This window comes from Acidovorax radicis, from assembly GCF_020510705.1.
GTDB classification, from domain to species: domain Bacteria; phylum Pseudomonadota; class Gammaproteobacteria; order Burkholderiales; family Burkholderiaceae_C; genus Acidovorax; species Acidovorax radicis_A.
This window is the reverse complement of sequence record NZ_CP075184.1, coordinates 1,759,971-1,785,513: the sequence shown is the minus strand read 5'-3', so window position 1 is coordinate 1,785,513 and position 25,543 is coordinate 1,759,971. Positions and strand designations below refer to the sequence as shown.

The window sequence follows — 25,543 nt, the reverse complement described above, 5'->3', positions numbered from 1 at the left end:
ACAAACCACACCTTCTTTTTCACACTATGCGCCAAGCCTCCTCCAAGCTCACATCCCCCTGCGGCCACCGCTTTGCCCGCACCCCGGCCGCCTTGGCGGCTGCTGTGCTGTTCACCCTCGCGGCCCCCGCCTGGGCGCAGACAGCCGCCACCCGCACGGCCGCAGACGGCCAGACGCTGTCCACCGTCACGGTCAATGCCAGCGCCGATGCATCGGCCCAGGGCCTGTCGCCCGCCTATGCCGGGGGCCAGGTAGCGCGCGGCGCCCGTGCGGGCGTGCTGGGCACCAAGGACGCGATGGACACCCCGTTTTCCATCACCAGCTACACCAACGAGTTCATCCAGGACCGCCACGCCCGCAGCGTGGGTGACGTGCTGCAGAACGACCCCACGGTGCGTGTCGCCCGTGGCTTTGGCAATTTCCAAGAGGCGTACTTCATCCGGGGCTTCATCCTGGATTCGGACGACACGGCCTACAACGGCCTATACAGCCTGCTGCCGCGCCAGTACATCGCCACCGAGCTGTTCGAGCGCGTGGAAGTGCTGCGCGGCGCATCGGCCTTTTTGAGCGGTGCCAGCCCCAATGGCGGGGGCATCGGCGGCTCGATCAACCTGCTGCCCAAGCGCGCGCCCAACGAGCCTTTGAACCGCGTCACGTTCGGCGTGTCGAGTGGCGGTCAGACGCAGCTGGCGGCCGACATCGCGCGCCGCTTCGGTCCCGACGGCAACACGGGCATCCGCGTGAACGCGGCCACCCACAACGGCGGCACGGCCGTGGACCATGAAGACGTCAAGCTCGGCCTGGCAGCCGTGGGCCTGGACTGGCGAAGTCGCGACGTGCGCCTGTCGGGCGACATCGGCTGGCAGGACCACAAGCTCAAGAGCACCCGCACCAACGTGACGCTGGGTGCCACCGCCACGCAGATGCCCACAGCCCCGGACGGCGGCACCAACTTTGCCCAGCCCTGGACGTATTCGAACGAGCGCGACACCTTCGGCACGCTGCGCGGCGAGTGGGACATCACGCAGGACGTGACCGGCTGGGCCGCAGCCGGCGCACGCCGCAGCTCCGAAGCCAACTCGCTGGCCAACCTCACGGTGAGCAACAGCAGCACCGGCGCAGCATCGACCTACCGCTTCGACAACACCCGCAAGGACAGCGTCAACACCGGCGAAGCAGGCCTGCGCGGCAAGCTGCAGACCGGCAGCGTGGGCCACGAATGGGTGGCGGTGGCATCGCACTTCAGTGCCGACAAGAAGAACGCCTATGCGATGGACTTCGCCAACACGCAGGCCACCAACCTCTACAACCCCGTGTACAGCCCGCTGCCGGGCTTCAGCGCAGGCGCCTTCCGGGGTGGCGACCTGACCGACCCGCGCCTGACCGGCAGCACGCGCCTGACCAGCTTTGCCATCGGCGACACGATCTCGCTGCTGGACAGCCGCCTGCTGCTCACCGGCGGCCTGCGCCACCAGAAACTTGAGATCGCCAACTACGCCTACGGCACGGCTGCCGAGACCGACCGCTACGACCAGAGCCGCACCAGCCCGCTGCTGGCGGCGGTGGTCAAGCTGGGCAAAAGCCTGTCGCTGTACGGCAACTACGTGGAAGGCCTGAGCCAGGGCCAGACCGCGCCCTCCACCGCCGCCAACCGCGGCGAGATGCTCTCGCCCTATGTCGCCAAGCAAAAGGAAGTGGGCGTGAAGTTCGACGGCGGCCGTTTCGGCGGCAGCGTGGCACTGTTCTCCACCACCAAGCCGCGCGCCTATGTGGGCACCGACAACATCTTCCGCAGCAACGGCAAGGACCGCCACCAGGGCATCGAGCTGGCCGTGCAGGGCGAGGCCACGAAGGGCCTGCGCCTGCTGGGCGGCCTGACCTGGCTCGAAGCCAAGCAGCTGAACACGGGCGCTGCCAGCACCGACGGCCGCCGCGTGATCGGTGTGCCCAAGCTGCAGGCCAACATCGGCGCTGAATGGGATGTGCCGGGCGTGAACGGCCTGGCATTGGACGGCCGCCTGGTGCACACCGGCGCGGTCTATGCCAACGCCACCAACACCATCAGCGTGCCCAGCTGGAACCGCCTGGACCTGGGCGTGCGCTACCTGACCGAAGTGCAAGGCCGCCTGGTCACGCTGCGCGCCCGCGTGGACAACCTCACCAACCGCAACTACTGGGCATCGTCGGGCGGCTACCCCGGCGCGGGCTACCTGGTGGTGGGTGCACCGCGCACGCTGTCGCTCAGCGTGGGCGTGGACTTCTGACGCCACCGGCCCCCACATAGCCCCCTGCCCCAGCGGCGCGCTCATCCGAACGCAGCGCACCGCCACAAAGCCACCCAGCGCCTGACTACCGGGCGCAGGCAGCCACCCCTTTCGCACAGTGATGCCGCCCCCGCAATGCGCGGGGGCGCACAGCGCTGCGTGCCCGCCATTTTTTGTTGAAACCACCGAAAGGAAACTGCCATGTCCTCGTCCCTGCGCCTCAAGGCCCCTGTGCTTGCCGCCCTGCTCGCCTGTGCATCCCTCACCGCAGTCACCACCGCCCACGCCCACCAGGTGTGGCTGGAGAACGCGGGCGGCCAGGCCCGCCTGCACTTTGGCGAGTTCAACGAAAACCTGCGCGAGACCTCGCCGGGCTCGCTGGACAAGTTCAAGGGCGTGCCCGCGCTCGAGCAGCGCACCGGCACCGCCGCGCAGCGCGTGGACGGCCAGCTGGGCAAGGACGGCTTCCTCTACACCGTGGCCGGCACGCCCGACACGCTGTTCGCCGCCGCCACCTACCCGCTGATCGACCGCAGCAAGCGCAACCTGCCCGCGATGTACTGGCAGCCCTCGGCCCGCTGGGTGGCGGGCCTGACGCAAGCCGTGGCGCCCACTGCGCCGCTGGACCTGGTGCCCACCGGCAAGCCCGGCGAGTTCAAGGTGGTCTACAAGGGCGCGCCGCTGCCCAAGGCCAAGGTGCAGCTGGCAGCCCCCTCGGGCTGGACGCGCGAAGCCGAGGCGGGTGAGGACGGCATCGTGACCTTCGTCACCCCCTGGAAGGGCCAGTACGTGGCCGAGGTGAAGCACAGCGACAAGACCCCCGGGGAAGCCCTGGGCGAGAAGTACGGCGAAGCCAGCTACGTGACCACGCTGACTTTTGTGCTGGCCGACGGCATGGCATCGCCCGCCCTGCCAGCGCCCCCCAAGGCCCACTGAGCCACAGCGACCGCCGCCACGCCGCACACCCGCTGCGCCGGGCGGCGGCGCAGCCAACAGCCCGGTGCTCACCGGCGCTGCAGTCCGCCCGGCACCACCACACCTGGGGGCCCGCCACGCGCTGCTTTCACTGCACGACTGCCGACGGCCCGCCTTCCTGCCACAGCCAGCCAATGACGCCAGCGGGTTCAAGCAGGCCGTTTCAGGCCCGCTGTTTAGCATCCAATTGCCGCCTACCGCTTGATACACAAGCGCCAGTAGCTATAAAAAACATAGCATTATGACACAACCGAATTTTTTGCGCACCGCCGTGGCCCACGCCGCCCTGCTGGTCCTGTGCGGGACCGCCCTGGCACAAACCAGCGCAGCGCCAGACCCCGCCGACCCGCCCGCAGCGGCGCCCTCCTTGCGCCAGGTGGATGTTGTCGATTCGACCGCGGGCGCTGCCGCCACGCCCGCACGCCGCGCCCAGAGCAGCTCACGCCTGGGGCTGTCGGTGCTGGAGACACCGCGCTCGGTCAGCGTGATCGACAACGCGCTGCTGGAGCAGCAGATGGCCACCACCGAGCGCGATGTGCTGCGCAATGCCTCGGGCGTTTCGTCGCGCAGCGAGTACTACGGCTCGTACTCGCAGTTCTCCATCCGGGGGCTGTGGGCCAACAACACCTACAACTTCCTTCGCGACGGCGCCAAGTTCATCCACCTGCTGGACCCACCGCTGTTCAACATCGAGCGGGTGGAAGTCATCAAGGGCCCGGCAGCGCTGGAGTTTGGCCAGGTCGCGCCCGGGGGCCTCGTCAACTACGTGAGCAAGCGGCCCCAAGCCGATCCGCTGCGCACCGTGAAGATTGGCGCCGGCAGCCACGGCTGGCGCAGTACCGAGTTTGACCTGACTGGCCCGCTCAACGCCGATGGCACGCTGCGCTACCGGCTCGACGGCGGCGCCAGCCGGGGCGGCAGTTTTGTGGATGGCAACACCCCGCGCAAGCAAGGCATTGCAGGCAGCCTGGAGTGGCAGGTCACGCCCGACACCGTCTGGCGCGCGCAGGCGGAGACCCAAAGCATCGACGGCACCTCCACCTCGGGGCTGGCCGTGCCTGACCCCAAGAACCCACGCAGCGCGGACGTGCTGCCGGTGGGCGCGTTTTACGGCGAGCCGTGGTTGAAAACCGACGGCCATCTGCGCTTTTATTCCACCGAGCTGCAGCACCGTTTTTCGGACCAGCTGGAAGGTCGCGTGCATCTGTCGCGCAACGAAACCTTTCGCAACGTGAACATCGTGTCGCCCATGGGCCCGGTGACCAACGGCCGCGTGCCGCGCACCTACTGGATGGCGCCGGGACAAAATTACACGTCGGACACCGCACTGGCTGAACTGCGCGCGCAGCTGCAAACCGGCGCGGTCAAGCACACGATGCTGGCGGGGTTGGACTGGCGCGCCATTGCGGGCTTCTACGGCGCGCGCACCACGGGCAACCTAGGCGCTATCGACCTCTACAACCCCGTTACAGGCCTGTTGCCCCCCGTGGCCTCCACCGGCGTGGGCAAGCTCTCCTCCGACGCCCGCAACACCGGTGTGTTTGTGCAAGACCGGATGGTGCTGGGCGATTTCGGCCTGTTGCTGGGCCTGCGCCACGACCGCTTCAAAGACGCCTACACCACGCCCGTCACCGACGTGAGCAAGACACAGCCGAGTGCGGCGATCAGCTGGGAGCCTCGCCCTGGCACCATGCTGTATGCCAGCCATGCGCGCTCGTTCCAGGCCAACTCGGGCACGCTGGTGTGGGGAGCGCAATCGGCCCCGCCCTCGGAAGGCAAGCAGCTGGAGGTGGGCTGGAAGCAGGAATGGCTGGACAAGCGCCTGATGACCACCGTGTCGGCGTTTGACCTGCAGCTGACCAACGCCCCCGCCACCGACCCGCGACACCCTGGCTACTCAGTGCTCACCGCGCGCCAGCGCATCAAGGGTGTGGAGCTGGAGCTGCAAGGCCGTATCACCCCCGGCTGGACGGTGACAGCCCAGGCCAGCTTCCAGAACCCCAAGGTGCTGGCAGACACCACGGCCGGAGCCAATGTGGGCAACCGCGTTGCGCTGGCCACGCGCCGCAACGCATCGCTGTGGACGCAGTACCGCTTGCCGCAATGGCCCGGCCTGTGGGTCGGTGGTGGCCTGGTGCAACAGGGCGACAAGTTCACCGCCAACGACAACCAATGGCGCCTGCCGGGCTACACCGTGGTCGACCTGGCCGTGGGCTACCAGTTTGCAGGCGGCGTGCGGCTGCAGGCCAACCTGAAGAACGCAGGCAACCGCCGCTACTACCTGGACGGCACGGCCACCACGGCGGGCTTTGGCGCCGTCGTGCCAGGCCAGCCGCGCAGCCTGCAGGTGTCGCTGGACTACACATTCTGACGGCCACGCGCGCCGCCCCAGCACCCCAGCGCCCCACCACACAGCCCGAAGCCAGGCGCGTGATGACCGCCGCCTGTCGCCTTCGGACCCGCACCTCTTTTTCAACCATCGGAGAAACAACACCATGAAACCTGGCATCACCGTCTGCCGCACCGCCATCGCGCACGCGGCCTTGCTGGCCCTGTGTGGCGCCGCCCACGCGCAGCGGGCCACGGCCACTGGCACCACCGAACCAACGGCTGAGAAGGCGCTAGCCCCCGTCACCGTCAATGCCGACGGCGAGCAGCAAAGCCCCACAGCCCCCGTCACGGGCTTTGTGGCAAAACGCGCGCTCAGCGCCACCAAGACCAACACGCCGCTCATCGAAACCCCGCAGGCCATCAGCGTGATCACACGCGACCAGATGGAAGCCCAGGGCGTGCAAACGCTGCGCCAGGTGACGGCGTATACCGCCGGCGCGGTATCGAACTATTTCGACAGCCGCGTGGACAGCTTCAAGGCACGCAGCGGCGATGTGTCGCAGTACCAGGACGGCCTGCTGCGCAGCTACGGCACCTACAACACCAGCCGGCCCGACCCCTACACGCTGGAACGGGTGGAGTTTCTGCGTGGCCCCACCTCGGTGCTGTACGGGCAGGGCAGCGTGGGTGGGGTGCTCAATCTCACCAGCAAGCGCCCGCAGGCTGACACCCTGCGCGAAGTGCAGGTGCAGGTGGGCAACAACGCACGCAAGCAGATTGCGGCAGATCTGACCGGCGCGCTCGACCAGGACGGCCAGTGGCTTTACCGCTTAGTGGCCGTGGGGCGCGACAGCGGCACGCAGGTGGACCATGTGGATGACAACCGCGTGGTGTTTGCGCCTTCGCTCACCTGGAAGCCCAATGCCGACACGTCGCTGACGCTGCAGGCTCTGCACCAGAAGGACCAAAGCGGCTCGCTCATCGGCTTCTTCCCGTGGCAAGGCACGCAGCTGCCCAGCCCGTACGGACAGATCCCGCGCAACACCTTCATCAGCGAGCCGGGCTGGGACGCGTATGACACCAGCAACAACTCCTGGGGCTACCTGTTCAGCCACCGCCTGAACAGCGACTGGACCGTGCGCCAAAACCTGCGCCGCACTGTGAGCGAGGTGGACTACCGCACCATCTACACCAGCTTCACGGCCAACGCGACTACGGGGCGACCTGCCCGGCCCGTGTTCAACAACGATGGCCGCACCGTGGTGCGGGACGCTGCCTGGCAGGTCAACACCGGCCGCATGCTGCTCATCGACACGCAGCTGGAAGGCCAACTGAAAACCGGCAGCGCGGAGCACACCCTGCTCGCAGGCCTGGACGTGCAGCGCAACCACACCGGCCAGCAATCGTGGAGCGCCGTGGCACCTTCCATCGACGTGTACAACCCCGTGTACGGCAACTTCACGCCGCCCACCGCGTCGCAGCTGGTGCGCCAGCCCAACGTGGTGCAAAAGCAGCTGGGCTTCTACCTGCAGGACCAGATCAAGTGGGACCGCTGGACCGCCACGCTGGGCCTGCGCCACGACAGCGCCCAGACCGATACCGAAGGCCGCCCGGCCGCCGCCGTGGACAACAAGGCCTGGACCAAACGCGCCGGCATCACCTACCAGATGGGCGGCGGCTGGGCGCCGTATGTGGGTTATTCCGAATCGTTCCAGCCCCTGGGTGGGATTGATGCGTATGGCACCCCCTACAAGCCCCAGCGCGGCGAGCAGTGGGAGGCCGGCGTGAAATGGCAACCCCCAGGCCAGGGCATCAATGCGTTTGCCGCCGTGTACCAGCTGCGCGAAAAAAACCGCAAGACCAGCGACCCCACCAACCCGCTCAACAGCCTGCAGATCGGCGAAGTGAAGGTCAACGGCTTCGAGGCCGAAGTGCAGGCCAGCCTGACCCGCCAGTGGGACTTCACGGTGGGCTACGCCTTCACCGACGCCAAGATCAGCCGCAGCAACGCAGGCGACAAGGGCCAGCCCGTGGCCAGCGTGCCCAGGCACACGGCGTCGGCCTGGCTGAGCCACCGCTTTGCAGCCCAGGGGCGCGGCGGCTGGGTGGTGGGTGCGGGCGTGCGCTACACCGGCTCGCAATGGAGCGGCACCAGCGCCATCAGCACCCCGGCTGCCACGCTGGCCGATGCCATGGTGGCGTACGACGCTGGCGACTGGCGCGTGGCCTTCAACGTGGTCAACCTGACGGACAAGGTACACATCACGCAATGTCTGGCGCGGGGCGATTGCTTCTACGGGCAGGCGCGGACGTATACGTTGACGTCCACCTACCGGTTCTGATGGAACAGCGGGTTGGATTTGAAGTAAAAATGGCTTCTAGCGCTTACCCACAAAGCGCAAGAAGCTATCAAAGCATGAGCAAACCATATAAAACGGAGGCAACCCGCCAGTAGGCTCCAGCAGGCAGCAGGCAGCAGGCAGCAGGCAGCAGGCACACCGGCCCTTTTGCAGCCACCTACAAAAACGCGGGCAACCGCAAAGATCCGTTCACGCCGAGCTGGTCGGAGCAAGTGCTACAGCGTGTGGAGAAAGCGGGCGGTGATGCGAGTCAGGCAGACGCATGCGGTTTGTGGAGCCATTCGGCAATGGTGGGCCGCTTGGTACAACGGCGGTTTTGGGCCCAAAGGCGCCGTTGTACAACGCCACCCGGAAGCTGCCGTTGATTTGCTGCACGCTGCGGTTGTTGGAAATCCCGGTGTCTTCCTACGGCAAGCTATAGTTTGCCGAGTTGATGCGTGCCGGGTTTCACGGAATTTTTATACCTGTACGTTTGAACATTTCATCCCTTGAAAACCTATGCTGCAAGCCACTTCCGGGAGAAATCGGTGTCCAGAATATCTCGCACGGTCAAGTTTATCCCGCAGGTTTTCGGGATACATCACGTTGGGCTTTAAGCAGACAAATTCTTAAATAGGAGGAAGCCATGTCTAGTTACGCCAAGCATTCTGTTCTTAAAGAAATTGAGCCTAGCAAGGAATGGTGGACGACCACATACGAACCGGGTGACAAGGTTCCAGTTTCAGGCATCTACATATGTCAAGGCTGCAAGCGAGAAATCACTTCAAACAGCGACGATCCTTTTCCGCCGCAAAACCACCATCAGCACACAGCGGCGCAAGGAAAAATTCGGTGGAAGTTGAATATAAGAACCAACACAACTGGCGAGTAGCTATTGGCCCAACAATGCATTCAAGCCGACGGGCTTCGCCCGCCGCTTAATTTAGGCGTTAGCCGTCGAAGATCCACATGGCCGCATCTCGTTCGTTCTCAGAAGCCGAATACCTCGAACTGAGCCATCTATTCGGCGGTGGGGACATATCGAGAAGCTCAAAGAAGGAACTCGAACGCTTCGCCGTCATGCTGTCGCGGCCAAACGCCTTCACGCATTTCGGCGCCGCGAGCTTCCCCCAAATCTGCGAGACGGTACGAACGCTCCTGATCGTCCGCATGAGCGAGGAGCAGAACCAGCAGGCGAAGCGAGAGAGCAGGCTCGCACTCGTCATCGCTGTAGTGGCCTTACTTGCTGGCATCGTTCAGGCCGTAGTGTCGGTGGATCAATGGGCATTGAACAAACCCACTCAGGTAGAAGCCAGTACGCCGGTGCCAGTACGTGCGCCCTTGCCGATAGCTGTGACTCTGGATCCTCAAAGACCCGCAGCAGCGTCAGCGCCAGTGCAAAGCATTGCAACACCAGTGCCAAGCACGCGCACACAAGCGCAATCCTCGCTTCCACCATCTGCCGCGTCCAAGGGCGCCTCAAAGTGAGAGCGCTCATGCGTCACCACCATCGACGCTAACCCCTCGTTCGAGGCGAGGCCCAACGGCATTGCCTCAACTCGAATGTTGAGTGTCAGCTTTTCCTAAGCGCCACCGGCTGCTATTGGCCGCAAGCAGCCGACCACCAGCAAGAAACCGCCGACGAGCCGACCTAAACGGCGCTAGCCAGTCAGCGAATCGTCGATGCCAAACGCAAGCGCCAAGGGCAGCGCGCGTTGCACGCTCTGCCCAGTGGCACCTGCCGCTACGCCATCACACGTTCATGATCGACACCAGGCGCGTGTTCAGGTGCGCCTCCACCGCCTCAGAGCCACCTTCAGAGCCATAGCCCGAATCCTTCAGGCCGCCGAATGGCAGCTCGGCGGCGGGGGCTGCCGCCTGGTTGATCCACAGCATGCCCACTTCCAGCCGCTGGGCCAGCAGGTGTGCGTTTTTCAGCGAGCTGGTGAAGGCATAACCGGCCAGACCGAATGGCAGGCGGTTGGCTTCGGCAATGGCGTCTTCGATTTTTTCGAAGCCACGAATCGCGGCCACGGGGCCGAAGGGCTCTTCGTTCACGATGCGGGCCGACAGGGGCACGTCGTTCAGCACCGTGGGCTGGAAGAAGTTGCCTTCGCTGCCGATGCGCTCGCCACCCGTGACCAGCGTGGCGCCCTGCTGCACGGCGTCGGCCATCAGGTCGGCCATGGCGGTGATGCGGCGGGGGTTGGCCAGCGGGCCCATCTGCGTGCCGGCAGTCAGGCCGTCGCCCACCTTCAGGCCCTGGGCGTATTGGGCAAACGCCGCCACGAAGTCGGCGCGGATGCTTTCGTGCACGAGGTAGCGCGTGGGCGAGATGCAGACCTGGCCTGCGTTGCGGAACTTGGCGCCACTGGAGATGCGAATCGCCAGCTCCAGGTCGGCGTCTTCAGCCACGATGACCGGGGCGTGGCCGCCCAGCTCCATGGTCACGCGCTTCATGTGCTTGCCCGCCAGCGCGGCCAGCTGCTTGCCCACGGGCGTGGAGCCGGTGAACGTGACCTTGCGGATGACCGGGTGCGGGATCAGGTAGCTGGAGATTTCGGCCGGGTCGCCATAGACCAGGCCCACGGTGCCTGCGGGCACGCCCGCGTCAGCAAACGCGCGGATCAGCTCGGCGGGGCTGGCGGGGGTTTCTTCTGCGGCCTTGACGAGGATGGAACACCCAGCAGCCAGGGCGGCAGCCACCTTGCGCACCACCTGGTTGATGGGGAAGTTCCACGGCGTGAACGCGGCCACGGGGCCCACGGGGTCCTTCAGCACCATCTGTGTGGCCTTGAGGTTGCGCGAGGGCACGATGCGGCCGTACACGCGCAGCGATTCGTCGGCAAACCATTCGATGATGTCGGCCGAAGCCATGGTCTCGACCTTGGCTTCGGCCAGGGGCTTGCCCTGCTCTTGCACCATGATGGCGGCGATGGCCTCGGCACGTTCGCGCATCAGTGCGGCGGCGCGGCGCATGGTCTTGGCGCGCTCGGCAGCGGGCATATCGCGCCAGGCTTCAAAGCCCTTTTGTGCGGCGGCAAGCGCCAGGTCCAGGTCTGCCTTGCTGGCATGGGCCACACGGCCGATTTCTTTGCCCGTTGACGGGTTGAACACAGCAAGGGTCTTGCCGTCGGCGGCGTCCTGCCATTCGCCAGCGATAAAAAGACGGGTGCTTGGGTAGGTCATGCAATGCGCTCCTGAAATCGAAAGAGGGGTGGAATGAAGATGGGGCAAGGCGCAGCAAAATGCGGCACCGGCCCCATGGGTCACCCAGAACTATAGGCGCCACCGGTGTGGCCCGCTGGCGCAGGTCTGAACCCCGCCCTGCAATGTCGGTTATTGATGGGGCGCGCTGCGCGGGGTGGCGAGGGCCACCGGCACGGGTGCGTCATCCCACGCCCCGCCGAGCGCGCGGATGAGGCCCACCGTCGCCACATACTGCGCCGTCCGCACCTGCAACTCCTGCCGCCGATTGCGCAACTCGCTGCGGCGCGCGTCCAACAGCTCCAGCTGGCTCACCAGCCCATTGCGATACCGCGCATCCGACAACTGCGTCGCCCGCCGCGCGGCCGTCACCGCACGTGCTTGCGCCTCGGCCTGGCCGGACAGCAGACGCAGCGAAGTCAGCTGGTCCTCCACGTCACGAAACGCATTGAGCACCTGCCCCCGGTGGTCCGCCAGCGCAGCCTCCAGGCGGGCCTTGGCGCCCTCAATCTGTGCATCGCGCTGGCCGCCGTCAAAGATCGGCAGCGACAGCAGCGCACTCACGCCCCAGGCACGGGCCGACCACTTGAACAAATCACCCAGCTCAGGCGATGCATGCCCCGCGTTGCCCGTGAGCATGACGGCCGGGAACCACGCCTTCTGCGCCACGCCCACGCGCGCTTGCGCGGCCAGCACGGCAGTTTGCGCGGCCGACACATCGGGCCGGCGCGCCAGCACCGTCCCAGGCACGCCAGGTGGGATCACCGGCAACGCGGCATCGCCCGTCGCGGGCGGCAGCACAAAGCCGCTGGCCACCTCGCCCGCCAGCACGGCCAGCGCGTTGGTCAGCAAGGCTTGCTGGCGCTGCAAGGCCAGGGCATCGGACTCGGTAGCGGCCACCTCGGTCTGCACACGGGCCACGTCCAGCTCGGCCACGTCGCCCGCCTGCAGGCGGCGCTGGGTGAGGCGCAGGGTGTCCTGGTACGCGGCCAGACTCTCTTGCACCAGCACCTGCTCGGCCTGCACGGCGCGCAGCTGCAGGTAGGTTTGCGCCACATCGGCCTGCACCATCAGGCGCGTGCTTTGCAGCAGGGCTTCGCGGGCGTCGGCGTCCAGCCGCGCTGCGTCGCTGGTTTGCGAAAGGCGGCCGAACAGGTCCAGCTCGTACGAGGCGTTGAGCCCCGCCGTGCCCAGCGTGGCGGGTGCCGCGCTGCCGGTGGTGGCAGCGCCCGCCTGGCGCGTCACGCCCGCCGAGGCGCCCACTTGCACCGAGCGCGCGGCGTCGGCCGAGCGCAGCAGCGTGCGCGCTTCGGCCAGCCGCGCAGCGGCCTGCTGGATGCTGGTGTTGGCCGTGCCCGCACGCTGCACCAGGTCGGCCAGCACCGGGTCTTGAAAGCCCAGCCACCATTCGCCGCGCGGCTGCGCTTCGGCGGGTGCGGCCACCGTCCAGGGTGCCGTGGGCAGCGCGTCGCCACCGGCCGTGAAGCTGGTGGGCACGGGCACGCCCGCATGCGGCGCGGGGGCCACAGGCTGGGTTATGCAACCGGCCAGCACCAGGGCAGCGGCCAGGGGCGCCAGCAGGCTGCGCTTGCGCACTGCAAGAGCACTGTCGGTGGAGTTGTTCTTCAATAGCAAATCGGTCATGGTTGTTCTCCTGCCCCTGCCGATACGTGCGCTGCACTCGGCAGCACGGACATCGCGGAGCGCGCGGCTAGGGCCACAAAGGTCGTTGTTGTCACCGTGGTCAGGGGCATCATTCGTGCTCCTTGCGCGGCGCGGCCAGCACGGGGTGGGCGGTGCCACCGGTGCCGGGGGTGTGCGAGATGGGGGCCACATGCGTGCCATGCTCCACCAGCGGGCGGTTGCCTGCCAGCTTGCGCAGCAGCACGTAGAACACGGGCGTGAGGAACAGGCCAAAAGCCGTCACCCCGATCATTCCGGAGAACACCGCCACACCCATGGCGCTGCGCATTTCGGCGCCTGCACCGGTGGACAGCACCAGGGGCAGCACACCCATCACAAACGCCAGCGAGGTCATCAGGATGGGGCGCAATCGCAGACGGCTGGCCTCGATGGCGGCCTGCACGGGCGTGCGCCCGGCAAACTCCAGCTCGCGCGCAAACTCCACGATCAGAATCGCGTTCTTGGCCGACAGCCCCACCAGCACGATGAGCCCGATCTGCGTGAACACGTTGTTGTCGCCGTTGCTCAGCCACACCCCGGTCATGGCCGCCAGGATGCCCATGGGCACGATCAGGATGATGGCGATGGGCAGCGTGAGGCTTTCGTACTGCGCGGCCAACACCAGGAACACCAGCAGGATGGCCAGTGGGAACACCAGCACGGCAGAGTTGCCGGCCAGAATTTCCTGGTAGGTCAGCTCGGTCCACTCGAACGTGATGCCCTGGGGCAGCGTCTCCTTGGCGATGCGCTCGATGGCTGCCTGGGCCTGGCCCGATGAATAACCGGGCGCAGGGCCGCCGTTCACATCGGCAGCCAAGTAGCCGTTGTAGCGCATGGCACGCTCGGGGCCGAAGCTCGGCTCCATCTTCATCAGCGCCGACAGCGGCACCATCTCGCCGGTGCTGGAACGCACCTTGAGCAGGCCCACGTCTTCCGCCCGCGCACGGTAGGCCGCATCGGCCTGCACGCGCACGCTGTAGGTGCGGCCAAACTGGTTGAAGTCGTTGGCGTAGAGGCTGCCCAGGTAGATCTGCAGCGTGTCGAAGATGTCCGTCACGGGCACGCCGAGCTGGCGCGCCTTGGTGCGGTCGATGTTGGCGTACAGCTGCGGCACGTTGACCTGCCAGCTGGTGAACAACCCCGCCAGCTCGGGCGTCTGGTAGGCCTTGGCCATGAAGGCCTTCACGGCGCCGTCCATGGCTTCGTAGCCCAGCGAGGCACGGTCTTCGATCTGCAGCTTGAAGCCGCCCGTGGTGCCCAGGCCCGCCACGGGGGGCGGCGGGAACATGGCGATGAACGCGTCCTGAATGCTGCCAAAGGCCTGGTTCAGCTGCCCGGCCACGGCGCCGCCGCTCTGGTCGGCGCGTGTGCGCTCGGCAAAGGGCTTGAGCGTGGCGAACACGATGCCGGCGTTGGAGCTGTTGGTGAAGCCGTTGATCGACAGGCCGGGGAAGGCAATCGCGTCCTCGACGTTCGGGTTCTCCTTCATGATCTCGCCCATGCGGCGGATCACGTTCTCGGTGCGGTCCAGCGTGGCGCCGTCAGGCAGCTGGGCAAAGCCGATGAGGTACTGCTTGTCCTGCGCGGGCACAAAGCCGCCGGGCACGATCTTGAACAGACCCATGGTGGCACCCACCAGCGCGAGATAGATCACAAACATCAGCGCCTTGCGGCCGATGACGCGTTTGACACCGCCGCTGTACGCCTCGGAGCCGCGGTGGAACAGGCGGTTGAAGCCACGGAACAGGCCACCAAACACTTTGTCCATGCCGCGCGTGAGCGCGTCCTTGGGCTCGTTGTGGCCCTTGAGCAGCAGTGCTGACAGGGCGGGCGACAGGGTCAGCGAATTGATCGCCGAGATCACCGTGGAGATCGCGATGGTCACCGCAAACTGGCGATAGAACTGGCCCGTGAGCCCGCTGATGAAAGCCAGCGGCACGAACACCGCCACCAGCACCAGTGCGATGGCAATGATGGGGCCGGAGACTTCGCGCATGGCGCGGTAGGTGGCTTCGCGCGGGGTCAATCCCGCCTCGATGTTGCGCTCCACGTTCTCCACCACCACGATGGCGTCGTCCACCACGATGCCGATGGCCAGCACCAAGCCGAACAGGCTCAAGGCGTTGATCGAGAAGCCCAGCAGGTGCAGCACCGCAAACGTACCCACCACCGACACCGGCACAGCCAGCAGCGGGATGATGGACGCGCGCCAGGTCTGCAGGAACAGGATCACCACCAGCACCACGAGGGCGATGGCTTCGAGCAGCGTGTGGATCACGGATTTGATCGAGGCACGCACGAACTGCGTGGGGTCGTACGCAATGCGGTACTCCACGCCTTCGGGCATGTTCTTCTGGATCTCGTCCATGGTGGCGCGCACGTTGGCCGAGATGTCGAGCGCGTTGGAGCCCGGCGCCTGGAACACGCCCATGCCCACGGCAGGGTCGTTGTTGAGCAGCGAGCGCAGCGAGTAGTCGGCCGCGCCCAACTCCAGGCGGGCGATGTCGCGCAGGCGCGTCACCGCGCCGTCGGCGCCCGTCTTGACGATGATGTCGCCGAACTCTTCTTCGGTCTGCAAACGGCCCTGGGCGTTGATGGACAGTTGCAGGTCCACGCCCGGCAGGCCGGGCGATGCACCCACAACACCCGCGGCAGCTTGCACGTTCTGGCCGCGGATGGCGGTCACTACGTCGCTGGCCGAGAGGCCGCGCTGCGCGACCTTTTGCGGGTCGAGCCACACGCGCATGGAGTAGTCGCCGCCGCCGAAGATCTGCACCTGACCCACGCCACCAATGCGGGCGAGACGGTCCTTCACATTGAGCACCGCGTAGTTGCGCAGGTAGTCGATGTCGTAGCGGTTGTTGGGCGAGACCAGGTGAACCACCATGGTCAGGTCCGGCGCGCTCTTCACCGTGGTCACGCCCAGGCGGCGCACTTCCTCGGGCAAGCGCGGCTCGGCCTGCGAGACGCGGTTTTGCACCAGCTGCTGGGCCTTGTCAGGGTCGGTGCCCAGGGCAAAGGTCACGGTCAGCGTCATCACGCCGTCGGTGGTGGCCTGGCTGCCCATGTAGAGCATGCCTTCCACGCCGTTGATGGATTCCTCCAGCGGCGTGGCCACGGTCTCGGCGATCACCTTGGGGTTGGCGCCCGGGTACTGTGCGCGCACCACCACGGAGGGCGGCGCGACTTCAGGGTATTCGGAGATGGGCAGACCGCGCAATGCGATGAGCCCCCCGAGGAAGATGAGCACCGACAGCACCCCGGCAAAGATGGGGCGGTCGATGAAAAAGCGGGAGAGGTTCATGGATGCAAATTCCTGGTGTCCAGCGCGCTCAGGCGGCGGGCGACTTGGCTGCGTTCTTGGCTTCCTTGCGATCACCCGCAATCTCGGCCTTGGCGGTCATCGGCACAGATTGCGGTGCCACCACAGCGCCAGGACGCACGCGCTGCAGGCCGTTGACGACGATGTTCTCGCCGGCCTTGAGGCCCGAGGTGACCACGCGCAGGCCGTCAATCGGCGCGCCCAGGGTGACCTCGCGGTACTCGGCCTTGTTGCCCTCGCCCACCACCATCACGAACTTCTTGTTCTGGTCGGTGCCCACGGCACGCTCGTTGATCAACAGGGCCTGGGTGTCACGCGCTTGGCCCATGCGGATGCGGGCGAACTGGCCGGGCATGAGGGCACCGTCTTCGTTGTCGAACACGGCGCGCACGCGCACCGTACCGCTCTTGGCATCGACCTGGTTGTCGATGAGCTGCAGACGGCCGGTGTGTGGCGTGCCGCCCGTGGTGCCAGTGCCCATCTGCACGGGGATGCGCTCAATCAACTGGCGCGCGCTATGGCCACGCTGACTGCTTTGCAGGTCGGCGAGGGCCTTCACCACGATCTGCTCGTCCGTATCAAAACTGGCGTAGATGGGGCTCACGGACACCAGCGTGGTCAGCACGGGGGCGCCCGCACCGGCCGCCACCAGGTTGCCCACGGTGACTTCGATGCGGCCCACGCGGCCCGCCACGGGGGCGCGCACCTGGGTGTAAGAGAGGTTCAGCTTCGCGGTCTGCAACGCGGCCTGGGCTGCGCGCAGGTTGGCATCGGCCTCACGCTGTGCATTCAGGCGCTCGTCGTGCTCGCGCTGGGCAATGGCTTTGTCTTCGAGCAGGCGCGTGGCACGCTCCATTTCGCTGCGGGTGTACGACACACGGGCCTGCGCGGCGACCACCTGGGCCTCGGCGCGGTCCACCTCTGCGGCGTAAGGGGCCGGGTCCACCGTCACCAGCAGATCGCCCTGCTTGACCAGCGAGCCCTCGCGGAAATGCACGGCCTGCACGGCGCCCGAGACGCGCGGGCGCACGTCCACGCGCTGCACGGCCTCCAGGCGGCCCGAAAACTCATCCCACAAGGAGATGTCTTTTTGCAGCACAGCAGCAACCGACACAGGCATTGCCGGAGGCTGCGAAGCCGCACCCGTGGCCTGCGCCGAGGGTGACTGAAAGACAAGGATCGCTGCAGCCACGGCGGCCGTCACGGCAGTGGCGAGTGTCGCCACTCCGAAGGTGCGGGTGTTGGAGAAAAGAGGAGAGTTCATGATGATCTTGAATCGTGAAGGCCGCCGTTAGGGGCGGTCTGGAAAATCTTTTGGGATGCAGACCCCAAGGGACAAAGGCATCAACGCACACAGGCCAGCGCTGCGCATGGGTGGTGACGACCTCGGCCGCTTGTGGTGTTTGCAGGTTCGGATTCGCGTGCGAGCGTCAACAGTGGTTTCTGCGTGCAATGCCTTGGTGACCGGGGCCACAGCCCGTGATGGCTTTAAGTGTTTTCATGTTTTTTTCCCTCCATATCGTTGAAATAGTCAGCCGCGCTCACCGCGCTGTTCATCCGGGCGCACGGCTTGCACAAACACGTTGGCAAAAGATCCCCCTCCGGCACGGCAGGCCGGATCAATCAGCAGTGAAAACTGGGTACTAAAGCTGTCTTCAGACAGCAAAGCTCAACCCCGACACGCGTCAGGGCTGGTGGCTCTCTGCGGCCAGCGGTGGCTCAGGAGGGCACAGGAGACCGGGTTGCCTCAAAGAACAGGCGAAACTGCTCTTGCGCGCCTGCGGCACAGGGGCACTCATGCGAGCCCGTCGCCTGCAAGGCATCGGGCCACTGCCCGCCTTTGGCAAAAACATGGCGCGTGACCCGCAGACCCGCCGCTTCAAGGCGGGCGGCGTAGGCCAGCGACTCATCGTGCATGGGGTCGGTGTCCCCCACCAAGACCAACGTGGGCGGCAGGCCTGCCAGGCGCTGGGCTGCACCGGGCACCGCATAAGGGTGCTCTGCATCGCGCGGGCAGCGTAGAAAATTGCGCCAGCCCTCAGCCCATTTGCAGCCGGTGGTTTCGCCCGTGGCCTCACGCAGCGAGGCCGTACCCACACAAGGGTCCAGCATGGGAGACAGCAGAATCTGCCCTGCCAGCGGAGGACGGCACTGGTCGCGCGCCATCAGCGCAACAGCAGCAGCCAGATTGCCACCGGCTTCTTCGCCCGCCAGATACACCAAGGCCCCCTGCCCCCCCAGCTTGTTCCGATGGCGGTAGGCCCACTTGAGCACGTCATACCCCGTGTCAACAGGCTGCGGAAACGGGGTAAGCGGATAGGCCACCGACACCACCACAGCGCCAACCCCTTCCAGCAACGAGGCCACGACACGGCCGTTGTCCAACCCCCCTGTCGTGAATGCGCCACCGTGGAAATGCACCACCACCGGCGACAGCAGCCCGGTCTTCTTGCGACCATACATACGCACGGCCACGTCCTGCCCCGTGGCCACCTCAATGGTGGAATCGGAGCAGACAGACGTTGCCGTAGCCGCGCTGGAGGTCTTGCTGGACGCTACAGCGGTCGGCGACGAAGAAGCTTGCGAGGACGGCCGGTCGGGCTGCATGGCATGTACCCAGTGAATTGACGATGGAAGAAATGTAGTGGTTTGCGCGTTGCCGATAAACGGGGCAAACGCCACTGCAGTGTTTCCAAAAGCTAAACAATGAAAACACACTGTCCGTGTGAGAATTCTTCATCGCCCACTGGTGGGCGATGACGTTTCAGAACCAAGGAGAAGCCATGGACCAAATACAGGCCATGCGCATATTCGTGCGGGTGGTGGAGGCCGGCACGTTCACACGGGCAGCAGATTCGCTGTCGCTGCCCAAGGCCAGCGTGACCAAACACGTGCAGGCCCTGGAGGCGCGCCTGCGCGTGAAGCTGCTGAACCGCACCACGCGCCGCGTGACCGTCACGCCCGACGGCGCGGCCTACTACGACCGCACGGTGCGCCTGCTGACCGATCTGGACGACATCGAGGCCAGCATGACCAACGCACGCGCCAACCCGCGCGGGCGACTGCGGATTGATGTGGGCACATCGGTGGCGCAGCTGTTGATCATTCCGCACCTGGCCGAATTTCACGCACGTTACCCCGACATCCAGCTGGACCTGGGTGTCAGCGACCGCATCGTGGACCTCCTGGGCGACAACGTGGACTGCGTGATCCGGGGTGGCGAGCTCAGCGATCAATCTTTGGTGGCGCGGCGCATTGGCAATCTGGAGTTCATCACGGTGGCCTCGCCCGACTATCTGGCACGCAAGGGGACGCCCGCCCACCCGCTGGAGATCGAGGAAAAACACACCAGCCTGCTCTATTTTTCACCCCACTCGGGGCGGCACTACCCGCTGGAATTCCGCAAGGGTGACGAGTCCATCGATATAACAGGGCCTTACCAACTGAGCGTGAATGAGAGCAACGCCTACGTGACCGCCATCGTGGCAGGCCTGGGAATTGGCCAGATCACCAGCTACCAGGCAGAGCGGCACTTCAAAAGCGGCGTGCTGACGCAATTGCTGCCCGAATGGAGCCAACCCCTGCTGCCCGTATATGTGGTGTACCCCCCCAACCGGCACCTGAGCGCGAAGGTGCGCGCCTTTGTGGACTGGGCGGCTGAGCTGTTCCAACGCGACGCACATCTGCAGCGTGCGGCCTGAACAACGCGCCCTATCGGCAGCATCTGGCATCACCCACACCCAAGTGCCCAGGGGCTTTATGCTCACGTCCATGACCGCTGCCACCGAGCCCACCCCCGCCCCCATGCCCGAGAGCGCTGAAGGCGCCCCAATCGCACACCAGTCCCCGGCGCCCGCCAACCCACCACCGGCCAAGCAGCGCCACAACCCGCTGCACGGCGTGACCCTGGAGACCATGGTGGTGGCGCTGGCAGACTACTTTGGCTGGGATGAACTGGGGCAGCAGATCCCCATCCGGTGCTTTCAAATCGACCCCAGCGTGGGTTCCAGCCTGAAGTTTTTGCGCAAGACACCCTGGGCGCGCGACAAGGTGGAAAGCCTTTATCTCTTCATGCTGCGCGATCAGAAACGCAGCGCGCAGGAATAAGAAGCGCGCCCAATGGGCGCGCTTCTTATGGAGCCAACACCCGGCCGCCTGCCGTCAATAGTCAGCCGCCACCAAAAAGTCACGGCTGATGCCGCCCCCCAGATCATTCACACGATCAAGAAACTGCGTGAGGAACGCATGCAACCCGGTCGCGAGGATCTCGTCGATGCTGCCGTACTGAAGATCGGCTAACAGCCGCCCCGCCCTGCGGCTGGTTTCTGAGGACTGTTCATTGGCCACAACCGCCAGGTTGTTCACCACCTCATGCATGCAGGCGTGCAGCGACCGCGGCATGTCCTTGCGCAGGATCAGCAGGTCCGCCACACGCTCGGGGGTGATCACGTCGCGGTACACCTTGCGATAGACCTCGAAGGCTGACACGCTGCGCAAAATGGCGCTCCAGTGGTAGAAATCGCTCTCCTGGTTGCGTTCGCTGGGGCGGCCGAAAAAATCGTGATCCACCGCGTGAAACTTCACGTCCAGCAAACGCGCGGTGTTGTCGGCCCGCTCAAGAAAAGTGCCCAGGCGCAGAAAGTGAAACGCTTCGTCCTGAAGCATGGTGCCCAGCACCACACCGCGCGACAGGTGCGAGCGGTATTTCACCCATTCAAAAAACTGCCCCGGATCGCGCTCGAACGCGTCACCCTCAAGCTGGCGGTGCAGTTCCAGCCAAGTCTGGTTTTGTGTTTCCCACACCTCGGTGGTCAACGCGCCACGAACGGCCCGCGCGTTTTCGCGCGCGGCGCGCAAGCACGACAGGATGGAAGACGGATTCTCACCATCGCGCACCATGAATTCCAGCACGCGCGCGGGAGTCACCTCGCCGTGTCGCGCGGTGTACGCGGGGATCAATTCGCTGATGGACAGCAAGCCCTCCCAGCCTTTTTGTGCCACGTCTGCAGCCTGGGGCAGCATCGAGGTCTCGTAGCTCACATTGAGCATTCTTGCGGTGTTTTCTGCCCGCTCGGTATAGCGGGACATCCAGAAGAGATGATCGGCGGTGCGACTCAGCATGCAGCCTCCTTATGCAAGCAGGGCAGAAAACTCCGCACGCGCTGCGCGCGCTCGGTATAGCGGGACATCCAGAACAAATGGTCGGCAGTGCGACTCAGCATAGTCAATACCTCCCTTGTGCTTGGCTTTGCGACGGCGATGAATTCCGCACGGGCTGGGCCTGTGCATCGCCCAAGACCCAGGTGTCCTTGGTGCCCCCACCTTGCGAAGAATTCACCACCAGAGAGCCTTCTTGCAGAGCAACACGCGTGAGGCCACCGGCCACCATCTGCACCTCACGGCCGCTCAAAACAAAGGGGCGCAGGTCGATGTGGCGCGGCGCGATGCCGCTATCGACATAGGTGGGGCAGCTTGAAAGGCTGAGCGTGGGCTGCGCGATGTAGCCCGCAGGGTTGGCGATGAGCGCGGCGCGAAAGGCTTCGATCTCTGCGTGTGTGGCGGCGGGGCCGATCAACATGCCGTAGCCCCCCGCGCCGTGCACTTCCTTGACCACCAGATCCTTCAAGTGGGCAAGCACATACTGCAGATCGTCTGGCTTGCGGCACATCCAGGTGGGCACGTTTTTGAGAATCGGCTCTTCACCCAGATAAAAGCGAATCATCTCGGGCACGTAGGGGTACACCGATTTGTCGTCTGCGACGCCGGTGCCCACGGCATTGCAGATGCCGACGTTGCCTGCGCGGTACGCCTCCATCAAGCCGTGGCAACCCAGCGTGGAACCTGCGCGAAAAACCTGTGGGTCAAGAAAGTCGTCGTCCACGCGGCGGTAGATCACATCGACGCGCTGCAGGCCGCGCGTGGTGCGCATATAGACGAACTTGTCCTTGACCAGCAGATCCTGCCCTTCTACCAGTTCCACGCCCATTTGCTGGGCCAGGAAGGCGTGTTCAAAATACGCGCTGTTGTGCATGCCCGGCGTGAGCACCACCACGGTGGGCTCATCGGCAGTGGCGGGCGCGCTGGCGCGCAGGGTGTCGAGCAGCATGTCGGGGTAATGCGCCACGGGCGCCACCTTGTGCTGGTTGAAGAGGTCGGGAAACAGCCGCATCATCATCTTGCGGTTTTCGAGCATGTAGCTCACGCCGCTGGGCACACGCAGGTTGTCCTCCAGCACGTAATACTCGCCCGCACCCTGCGCATTGGGGGCGCGCACGATGTCGATGCCGGCAATGTGCGCGTAGATGTCTTTGGGCACGTGTACCCCCGCCATCTCGGGCCGGTATTGCGCGTTGTTGACAATGAGATCCGCAGGCACGATACCGGCGCGCAAGATGTCTTGCCCGTGGTACACGTCATGGATGAACCGGTTGAGCGCCGTGACCCGCTGCACCAGCCCCCGCTGCATGCTGGACCATTCGTGCGACGGAATGATGCGGGGGATCAGATCAAACGGAATAAGCCGCTCGTTCCCGGCCCCCCCCTCGTCCTTGGCGCCGTACACGGCAAAGGTGATACCGACGCGCCGGAAGATCATCTCTGCCTCGGCCCTGCGGGCTTGCATCGCATCGGGGGGTTGTTTGCTCAACCACTGCGCATAGCGCTTGTAGTGTTCACGCACATCACTGCCGTCAAAAGGCAGCATCGCGTACATCTCGTCAAATTTCTGCATGAACGGGCCTCCTGAGTGCAGGATAGCAAGTTGCGAGCCCGACCGGTTCTTCACGCCTCCAACGGCACCGCGCCGTGCACGCCCCGCGCGAGGCGACTCAATCGTTTCGTGGCGAAAGGGTGTGCTGCCAGTAATGTGGGGAGGTGTCGCGTTCGCACGCCACCACAGCCGGGGCGCTGGACGACCAGCGCGCCGCACCGCACTGGGGCGACTCCACCACCGCGATCCCCAACGCCCGGTAACGTTGCAACACATCCGGCGCGGGATGACCAAACCGGTTGCGGTAACCAGCCTGCACCAACGCGGTGCCTGGCTGAACGCCTTCCAGAAACGCCTGCGACGACGATGTCTTGCTGCCGTGATGAGGCACCAGCAGCAGATCCGCCTTGAGCGGCGCATTGCGCGCCAGCAGCGCCTGCTCCTGCGGGGTTTCGATATCGCCTACCAGCAAGACAGTGGCCCCGTCGCCTTCTCTGGCAACAATACGCAGCACGCAGCTGAGCGTATTGGGGCGCGGCACCCGGGGCGGGCGGTTGGCGCGCAGTTCGGGAGCCTCTGCCCCCGCCAAGGGGTGCAACACTTCAAAAAGCACGCCATCCCAGACCCACTGCTGGCCTGCCAGGCAAGGCGTGGCAGGGCGCACGCCTTGCAGCGGGTGACTGGCCTCGATCGAGCCCGTGAGCAGTGCCTGCGGCTGCTGCGTGAGCACCGCCTCTGCCCCGCCCGTGTGGTCGGCGTCCCGGTGGCTGAGCATGAGGGTGTCCACCCGTTCGCCCAATGCGCGCAACAGGGGCACCAGCACGCGGTGGCCCGCATCGCTTTCGCGGCTGAACTGGGGGCCAGCGTCATACAACAAGGTGTGGCTGGCAGTGCGCACCAGCACCGCATTGCCTTGACCGATGTCTGCCGCCAGCAGTTCAAACTCACCCACCCCAGGCCGCGCTGGCGACCAAAATACCACGGGAACCAGCAACGGAAGCGCCAGCAGCCGCAGCCGCCACGGCAGGCGCATGGCCAACAATGCCCCACCCAGCACACCGGCCATGCCCGCCCACAGCGGCGCGGCTGGCAGAAAAAGCACGGCCCAAGGCCACTGCGCCAGCCACTGCAGCACGGCGGCCAGCGGCTGAAGGCTAAGCGCAGCCAGGCTCCACAGGGGCGACCACAACACGCCGCCCAACGCCAGCGGCGTTACCACCAGAGTCACCCACGGAATCGCCACCAGATTGGCAGCAAAACCAACCAATGAAACCTGGCCAAACAGCAGCAGGCTCAAGGGGGTAAGCGCCAGTGTCACCACCCATTGCTCCCGCAATAATGCATAAAAATGGCCTTTTACGCTTGATGAGCGTGCCTTATTAGCTATTGGATTGGTAGCAAACAGCATCCCCACCGCCACAAAGCTCAACCAGAACCCCGCCTGCGCCAGTGCCCAGGGGTCCACCAACACCACCGCAGCGCAGGCCAGCAGCCAGACCTGTGGCCAAGGCCACCGCCGCCCGCTGACCTGCAGCAGCGCCACGATTGCCAGCATCAGCACCGTGCGCTGTGCAGGCACGCCCCATCCGCTGAAAAGCGCATAGCCCGCCGCCAACAGCACCCCCGCTACCACGGCTGCAGAGGGCGCCGGCACCCACAGGCACAAGCGCGTGGAGCGCCGCCACAACATGCCCGCACACCATGCCGCAAGCCATGCAAACAAGGTGATGTGGAGGCCAGAAATGCTCATGAGGTGGGCCACACCGGTGGCCCGAAACACATCCCAGTCCGCGCGGTCGATAGCACGCTGGTCCCCTGTGACCAGGGCGGCGACCACCCCCGCAATCCGCGCGCGGCCGGGGTCACTGTCGTCGGATGCGCGGCCCAGGCGGGCGAAGATGGCATCGCGCACGCCCTGGCGCAGTTGCTCCACCGGATGACGCCAAGTGGATGCCAGGTGCACTGGGGGCTCGTCCTTCGATCCCGTGCGCACCGAACCTGTGGCCTGCACGCCTTGCTCCCACATCCACAGTTCAAAGTCAAACCCGTGTGGGTTGCGCAAACCATGCGGTGCCTTCAAGCGCACCGTCATGGCCCATCGTTCTCCGGCGCGCAGGGCGGGCGCCTGGCGCGGCAGATCCTGGGCATCGTCGACATCGCGAAACGCCCCGCTGTACCAGGCCACCTCGATCTGCGCTGGCAATTGCACAGGCGCGCCTTGGAGGCGGGCGGTCTCGACCTCCAGGCGCACCCGGGTGCCAGCCTCATTGACCTGCGGCATTGCCGCAATCAACCCGGTCACCCGGATGTCCCGCCCCTCCAGGGGCGGGCTCAGAGCCTGGGCCACAGAGGCGGACGCCCGCAATCCACTGGTGGCAAACACGGCCGCTGCCCCGGCGGCGACGGCCAGCGCGGTCGCCACACCGGCAAACCACCGGGCCTTGGGCACGGCACGAAAAGGCCCCCACCTGCCGCCCACCGCCACACAACACGTGCCTGCCACCACCGCCACACACAGCAAGCCCGCATAGAGCGCTACGCTCCATAGCACCGGTTGCCGCAACTGGAGCGCCGCCCCAGCCACCATGCCCAGCAACACGGCGGCCCCGCGCCAGGGCGATGCAGGGGAACCAGCCCCATGCCCCGAGAACGCTTCGGCGTGGGACGACACGGCATTAGGGGCGCTTATGGCGGGCATACATGGATGCTAATG

At 65.6% G+C, this 25,543-nt stretch carries 17 protein-coding genes; 8 read left to right on the top strand and 9 right to left on the bottom strand.

Translation table 11 applies throughout. The features are described 5' to 3' along the window. Positions 1 to 26: 26 nt before the first annotated feature. From KI609_RS08140 to KI609_RS08115, 6 genes are all read left to right on the top strand, one after another. On the top strand, positions 27 to 2,264 hold the full coding sequence (locus KI609_RS08140) for a TonB-dependent receptor (protein ID WP_226448907.1): 2,238 nt from the start codon (positions 27 to 29) through the stop codon (positions 2,262 to 2,264). A gap of 201 nt (positions 2,265 to 2,465) precedes the next feature. Continuing rightward, positions 2,466 to 3,200: a DUF4198 domain-containing protein gene (locus KI609_RS08135; protein ID WP_226448905.1), complete on the top strand. Its 735-nt coding sequence runs from the start codon at positions 2,466 to 2,468 to the stop codon at positions 3,198 to 3,200. 280 nt (positions 3,201 to 3,480) lie between these two features. Further along, positions 3,481 to 5,610: a TonB-dependent siderophore receptor gene (locus tag KI609_RS08130; protein WP_226448903.1), complete on the top strand. Its 2,130-nt coding sequence runs from the start codon at positions 3,481 to 3,483 to the stop codon at positions 5,608 to 5,610. A 124-nt stretch (positions 5,611 to 5,734) separates the two neighbouring features. Next, positions 5,735 to 7,912, top strand: a complete 2,178-nt coding sequence (locus KI609_RS08125) for a TonB-dependent siderophore receptor (protein ID WP_226448901.1) — start codon at positions 5,735 to 5,737, stop codon at positions 7,910 to 7,912. A gap of 643 nt (positions 7,913 to 8,555) precedes the next feature. Beyond that, on the top strand, positions 8,556 to 8,801 hold the full coding sequence (locus tag KI609_RS08120; RefSeq protein WP_226448899.1) for a protein L: 246 nt from the start codon (positions 8,556 to 8,558) through the stop codon (positions 8,799 to 8,801). A gap of 77 nt (positions 8,802 to 8,878) precedes the next feature. After that, positions 8,879 to 9,397, top strand: a complete 519-nt coding sequence (locus tag KI609_RS08115; protein WP_226448897.1) for a hypothetical protein — start codon at positions 8,879 to 8,881, stop codon at positions 9,395 to 9,397. A gap of 264 nt (positions 9,398 to 9,661) precedes the next feature. On the opposite strand, the gene KI609_RS08110 is transcribed toward KI609_RS08115, so the two are convergent. The 5 genes from KI609_RS08110 to KI609_RS08090 form a co-directional block, all read right to left on the bottom strand. Next, positions 9,662 to 11,098, bottom strand: coding sequence for an NAD-dependent succinate-semialdehyde dehydrogenase (locus KI609_RS08110; protein ID WP_226448894.1), 1,437 nt, complete (start codon positions 11,096 to 11,098; stop codon positions 9,662 to 9,664). A gap of 150 nt (positions 11,099 to 11,248) precedes the next feature. Then, the gene (locus tag KI609_RS08105; protein ID WP_226448892.1) at positions 11,249 to 12,760 is read right to left on the bottom strand and encodes an efflux transporter outer membrane subunit; all 1,512 of its coding nucleotides are present in this window, start codon (positions 12,758 to 12,760) and stop codon (positions 11,249 to 11,251) included. Positions 12,761 to 12,869: 109 nt separating this feature from the next. After that, complete coding sequence (locus KI609_RS08100; protein WP_226448890.1) at positions 12,870 to 16,103, bottom strand: efflux RND transporter permease subunit; 3,234 nt, start codon at positions 16,101 to 16,103, stop codon at positions 12,870 to 12,872. Positions 16,104 to 16,131: 28 nt separating this feature from the next. Beyond that, entirely contained in the window at positions 16,132 to 17,385 is a 1,254-nt protein-coding gene (locus tag KI609_RS08095) for an efflux RND transporter periplasmic adaptor subunit (protein ID WP_226448888.1), read from the bottom strand. Positions 17,386 to 17,840: 455 nt separating this feature from the next. Then, the gene (locus KI609_RS08090) at positions 17,841 to 18,728 is read right to left on the bottom strand and encodes an alpha/beta hydrolase (protein ID WP_413463387.1); all 888 of its coding nucleotides are present in this window, start codon (positions 18,726 to 18,728) and stop codon (positions 17,841 to 17,843) included. Between the two features lie 176 nt (positions 18,729 to 18,904). On the opposite strand from KI609_RS08090, the gene KI609_RS08085 reads away from it, so the two are divergent. Continuing rightward, the gene (locus KI609_RS08085; RefSeq protein ID WP_226448886.1) at positions 18,905 to 19,822 is read left to right on the top strand and encodes a LysR family transcriptional regulator; all 918 of its coding nucleotides are present in this window, start codon (positions 18,905 to 18,907) and stop codon (positions 19,820 to 19,822) included. 103 nt (positions 19,823 to 19,925) lie between these two features. Then, positions 19,926 to 20,228: a VF530 family DNA-binding protein gene (locus tag KI609_RS08080; protein WP_226450248.1), complete on the top strand. Its 303-nt coding sequence runs from the start codon at positions 19,926 to 19,928 to the stop codon at positions 20,226 to 20,228. Positions 20,229 to 20,282: 54 nt separating this feature from the next. On the opposite strand, the gene KI609_RS08075 is transcribed toward KI609_RS08080, so the two are convergent. The 4 genes from KI609_RS08075 to KI609_RS08065 form a co-directional block, all read right to left on the bottom strand. Next, complete coding sequence (locus KI609_RS08075) at positions 20,283 to 21,242, bottom strand: alpha-E domain-containing protein (protein WP_264181376.1); 960 nt, start codon at positions 21,240 to 21,242, stop codon at positions 20,283 to 20,285. Next, positions 21,236 to 21,343 carry an alpha-E domain-containing protein gene (locus KI609_RS22900; RefSeq protein ID WP_264181375.1) on the bottom strand — a complete coding sequence of 36 codons (108 nt, stop codon included), beginning with the start codon at positions 21,341 to 21,343 and terminating at the stop codon, positions 21,236 to 21,238. Before KI609_RS22900 ends, KI609_RS08075 begins: the two co-directional genes overlap by 7 nt. A gap of 2 nt (positions 21,344 to 21,345) precedes the next feature. Continuing rightward, positions 21,346 to 22,851, bottom strand: a complete 1,506-nt coding sequence (locus KI609_RS08070; protein ID WP_226448883.1) for a circularly permuted type 2 ATP-grasp protein — start codon at positions 22,849 to 22,851, stop codon at positions 21,346 to 21,348. A 97-nt stretch (positions 22,852 to 22,948) separates the two neighbouring features. Beyond that, positions 22,949 to 25,528 carry a DNA internalization-related competence protein ComEC/Rec2 gene (locus KI609_RS08065; RefSeq protein ID WP_413463386.1) on the bottom strand — a complete coding sequence of 860 codons (2,580 nt, stop codon included), beginning with the start codon at positions 25,526 to 25,528 and terminating at the stop codon, positions 22,949 to 22,951. Positions 25,529 to 25,543 lie beyond the last annotated feature (15 nt).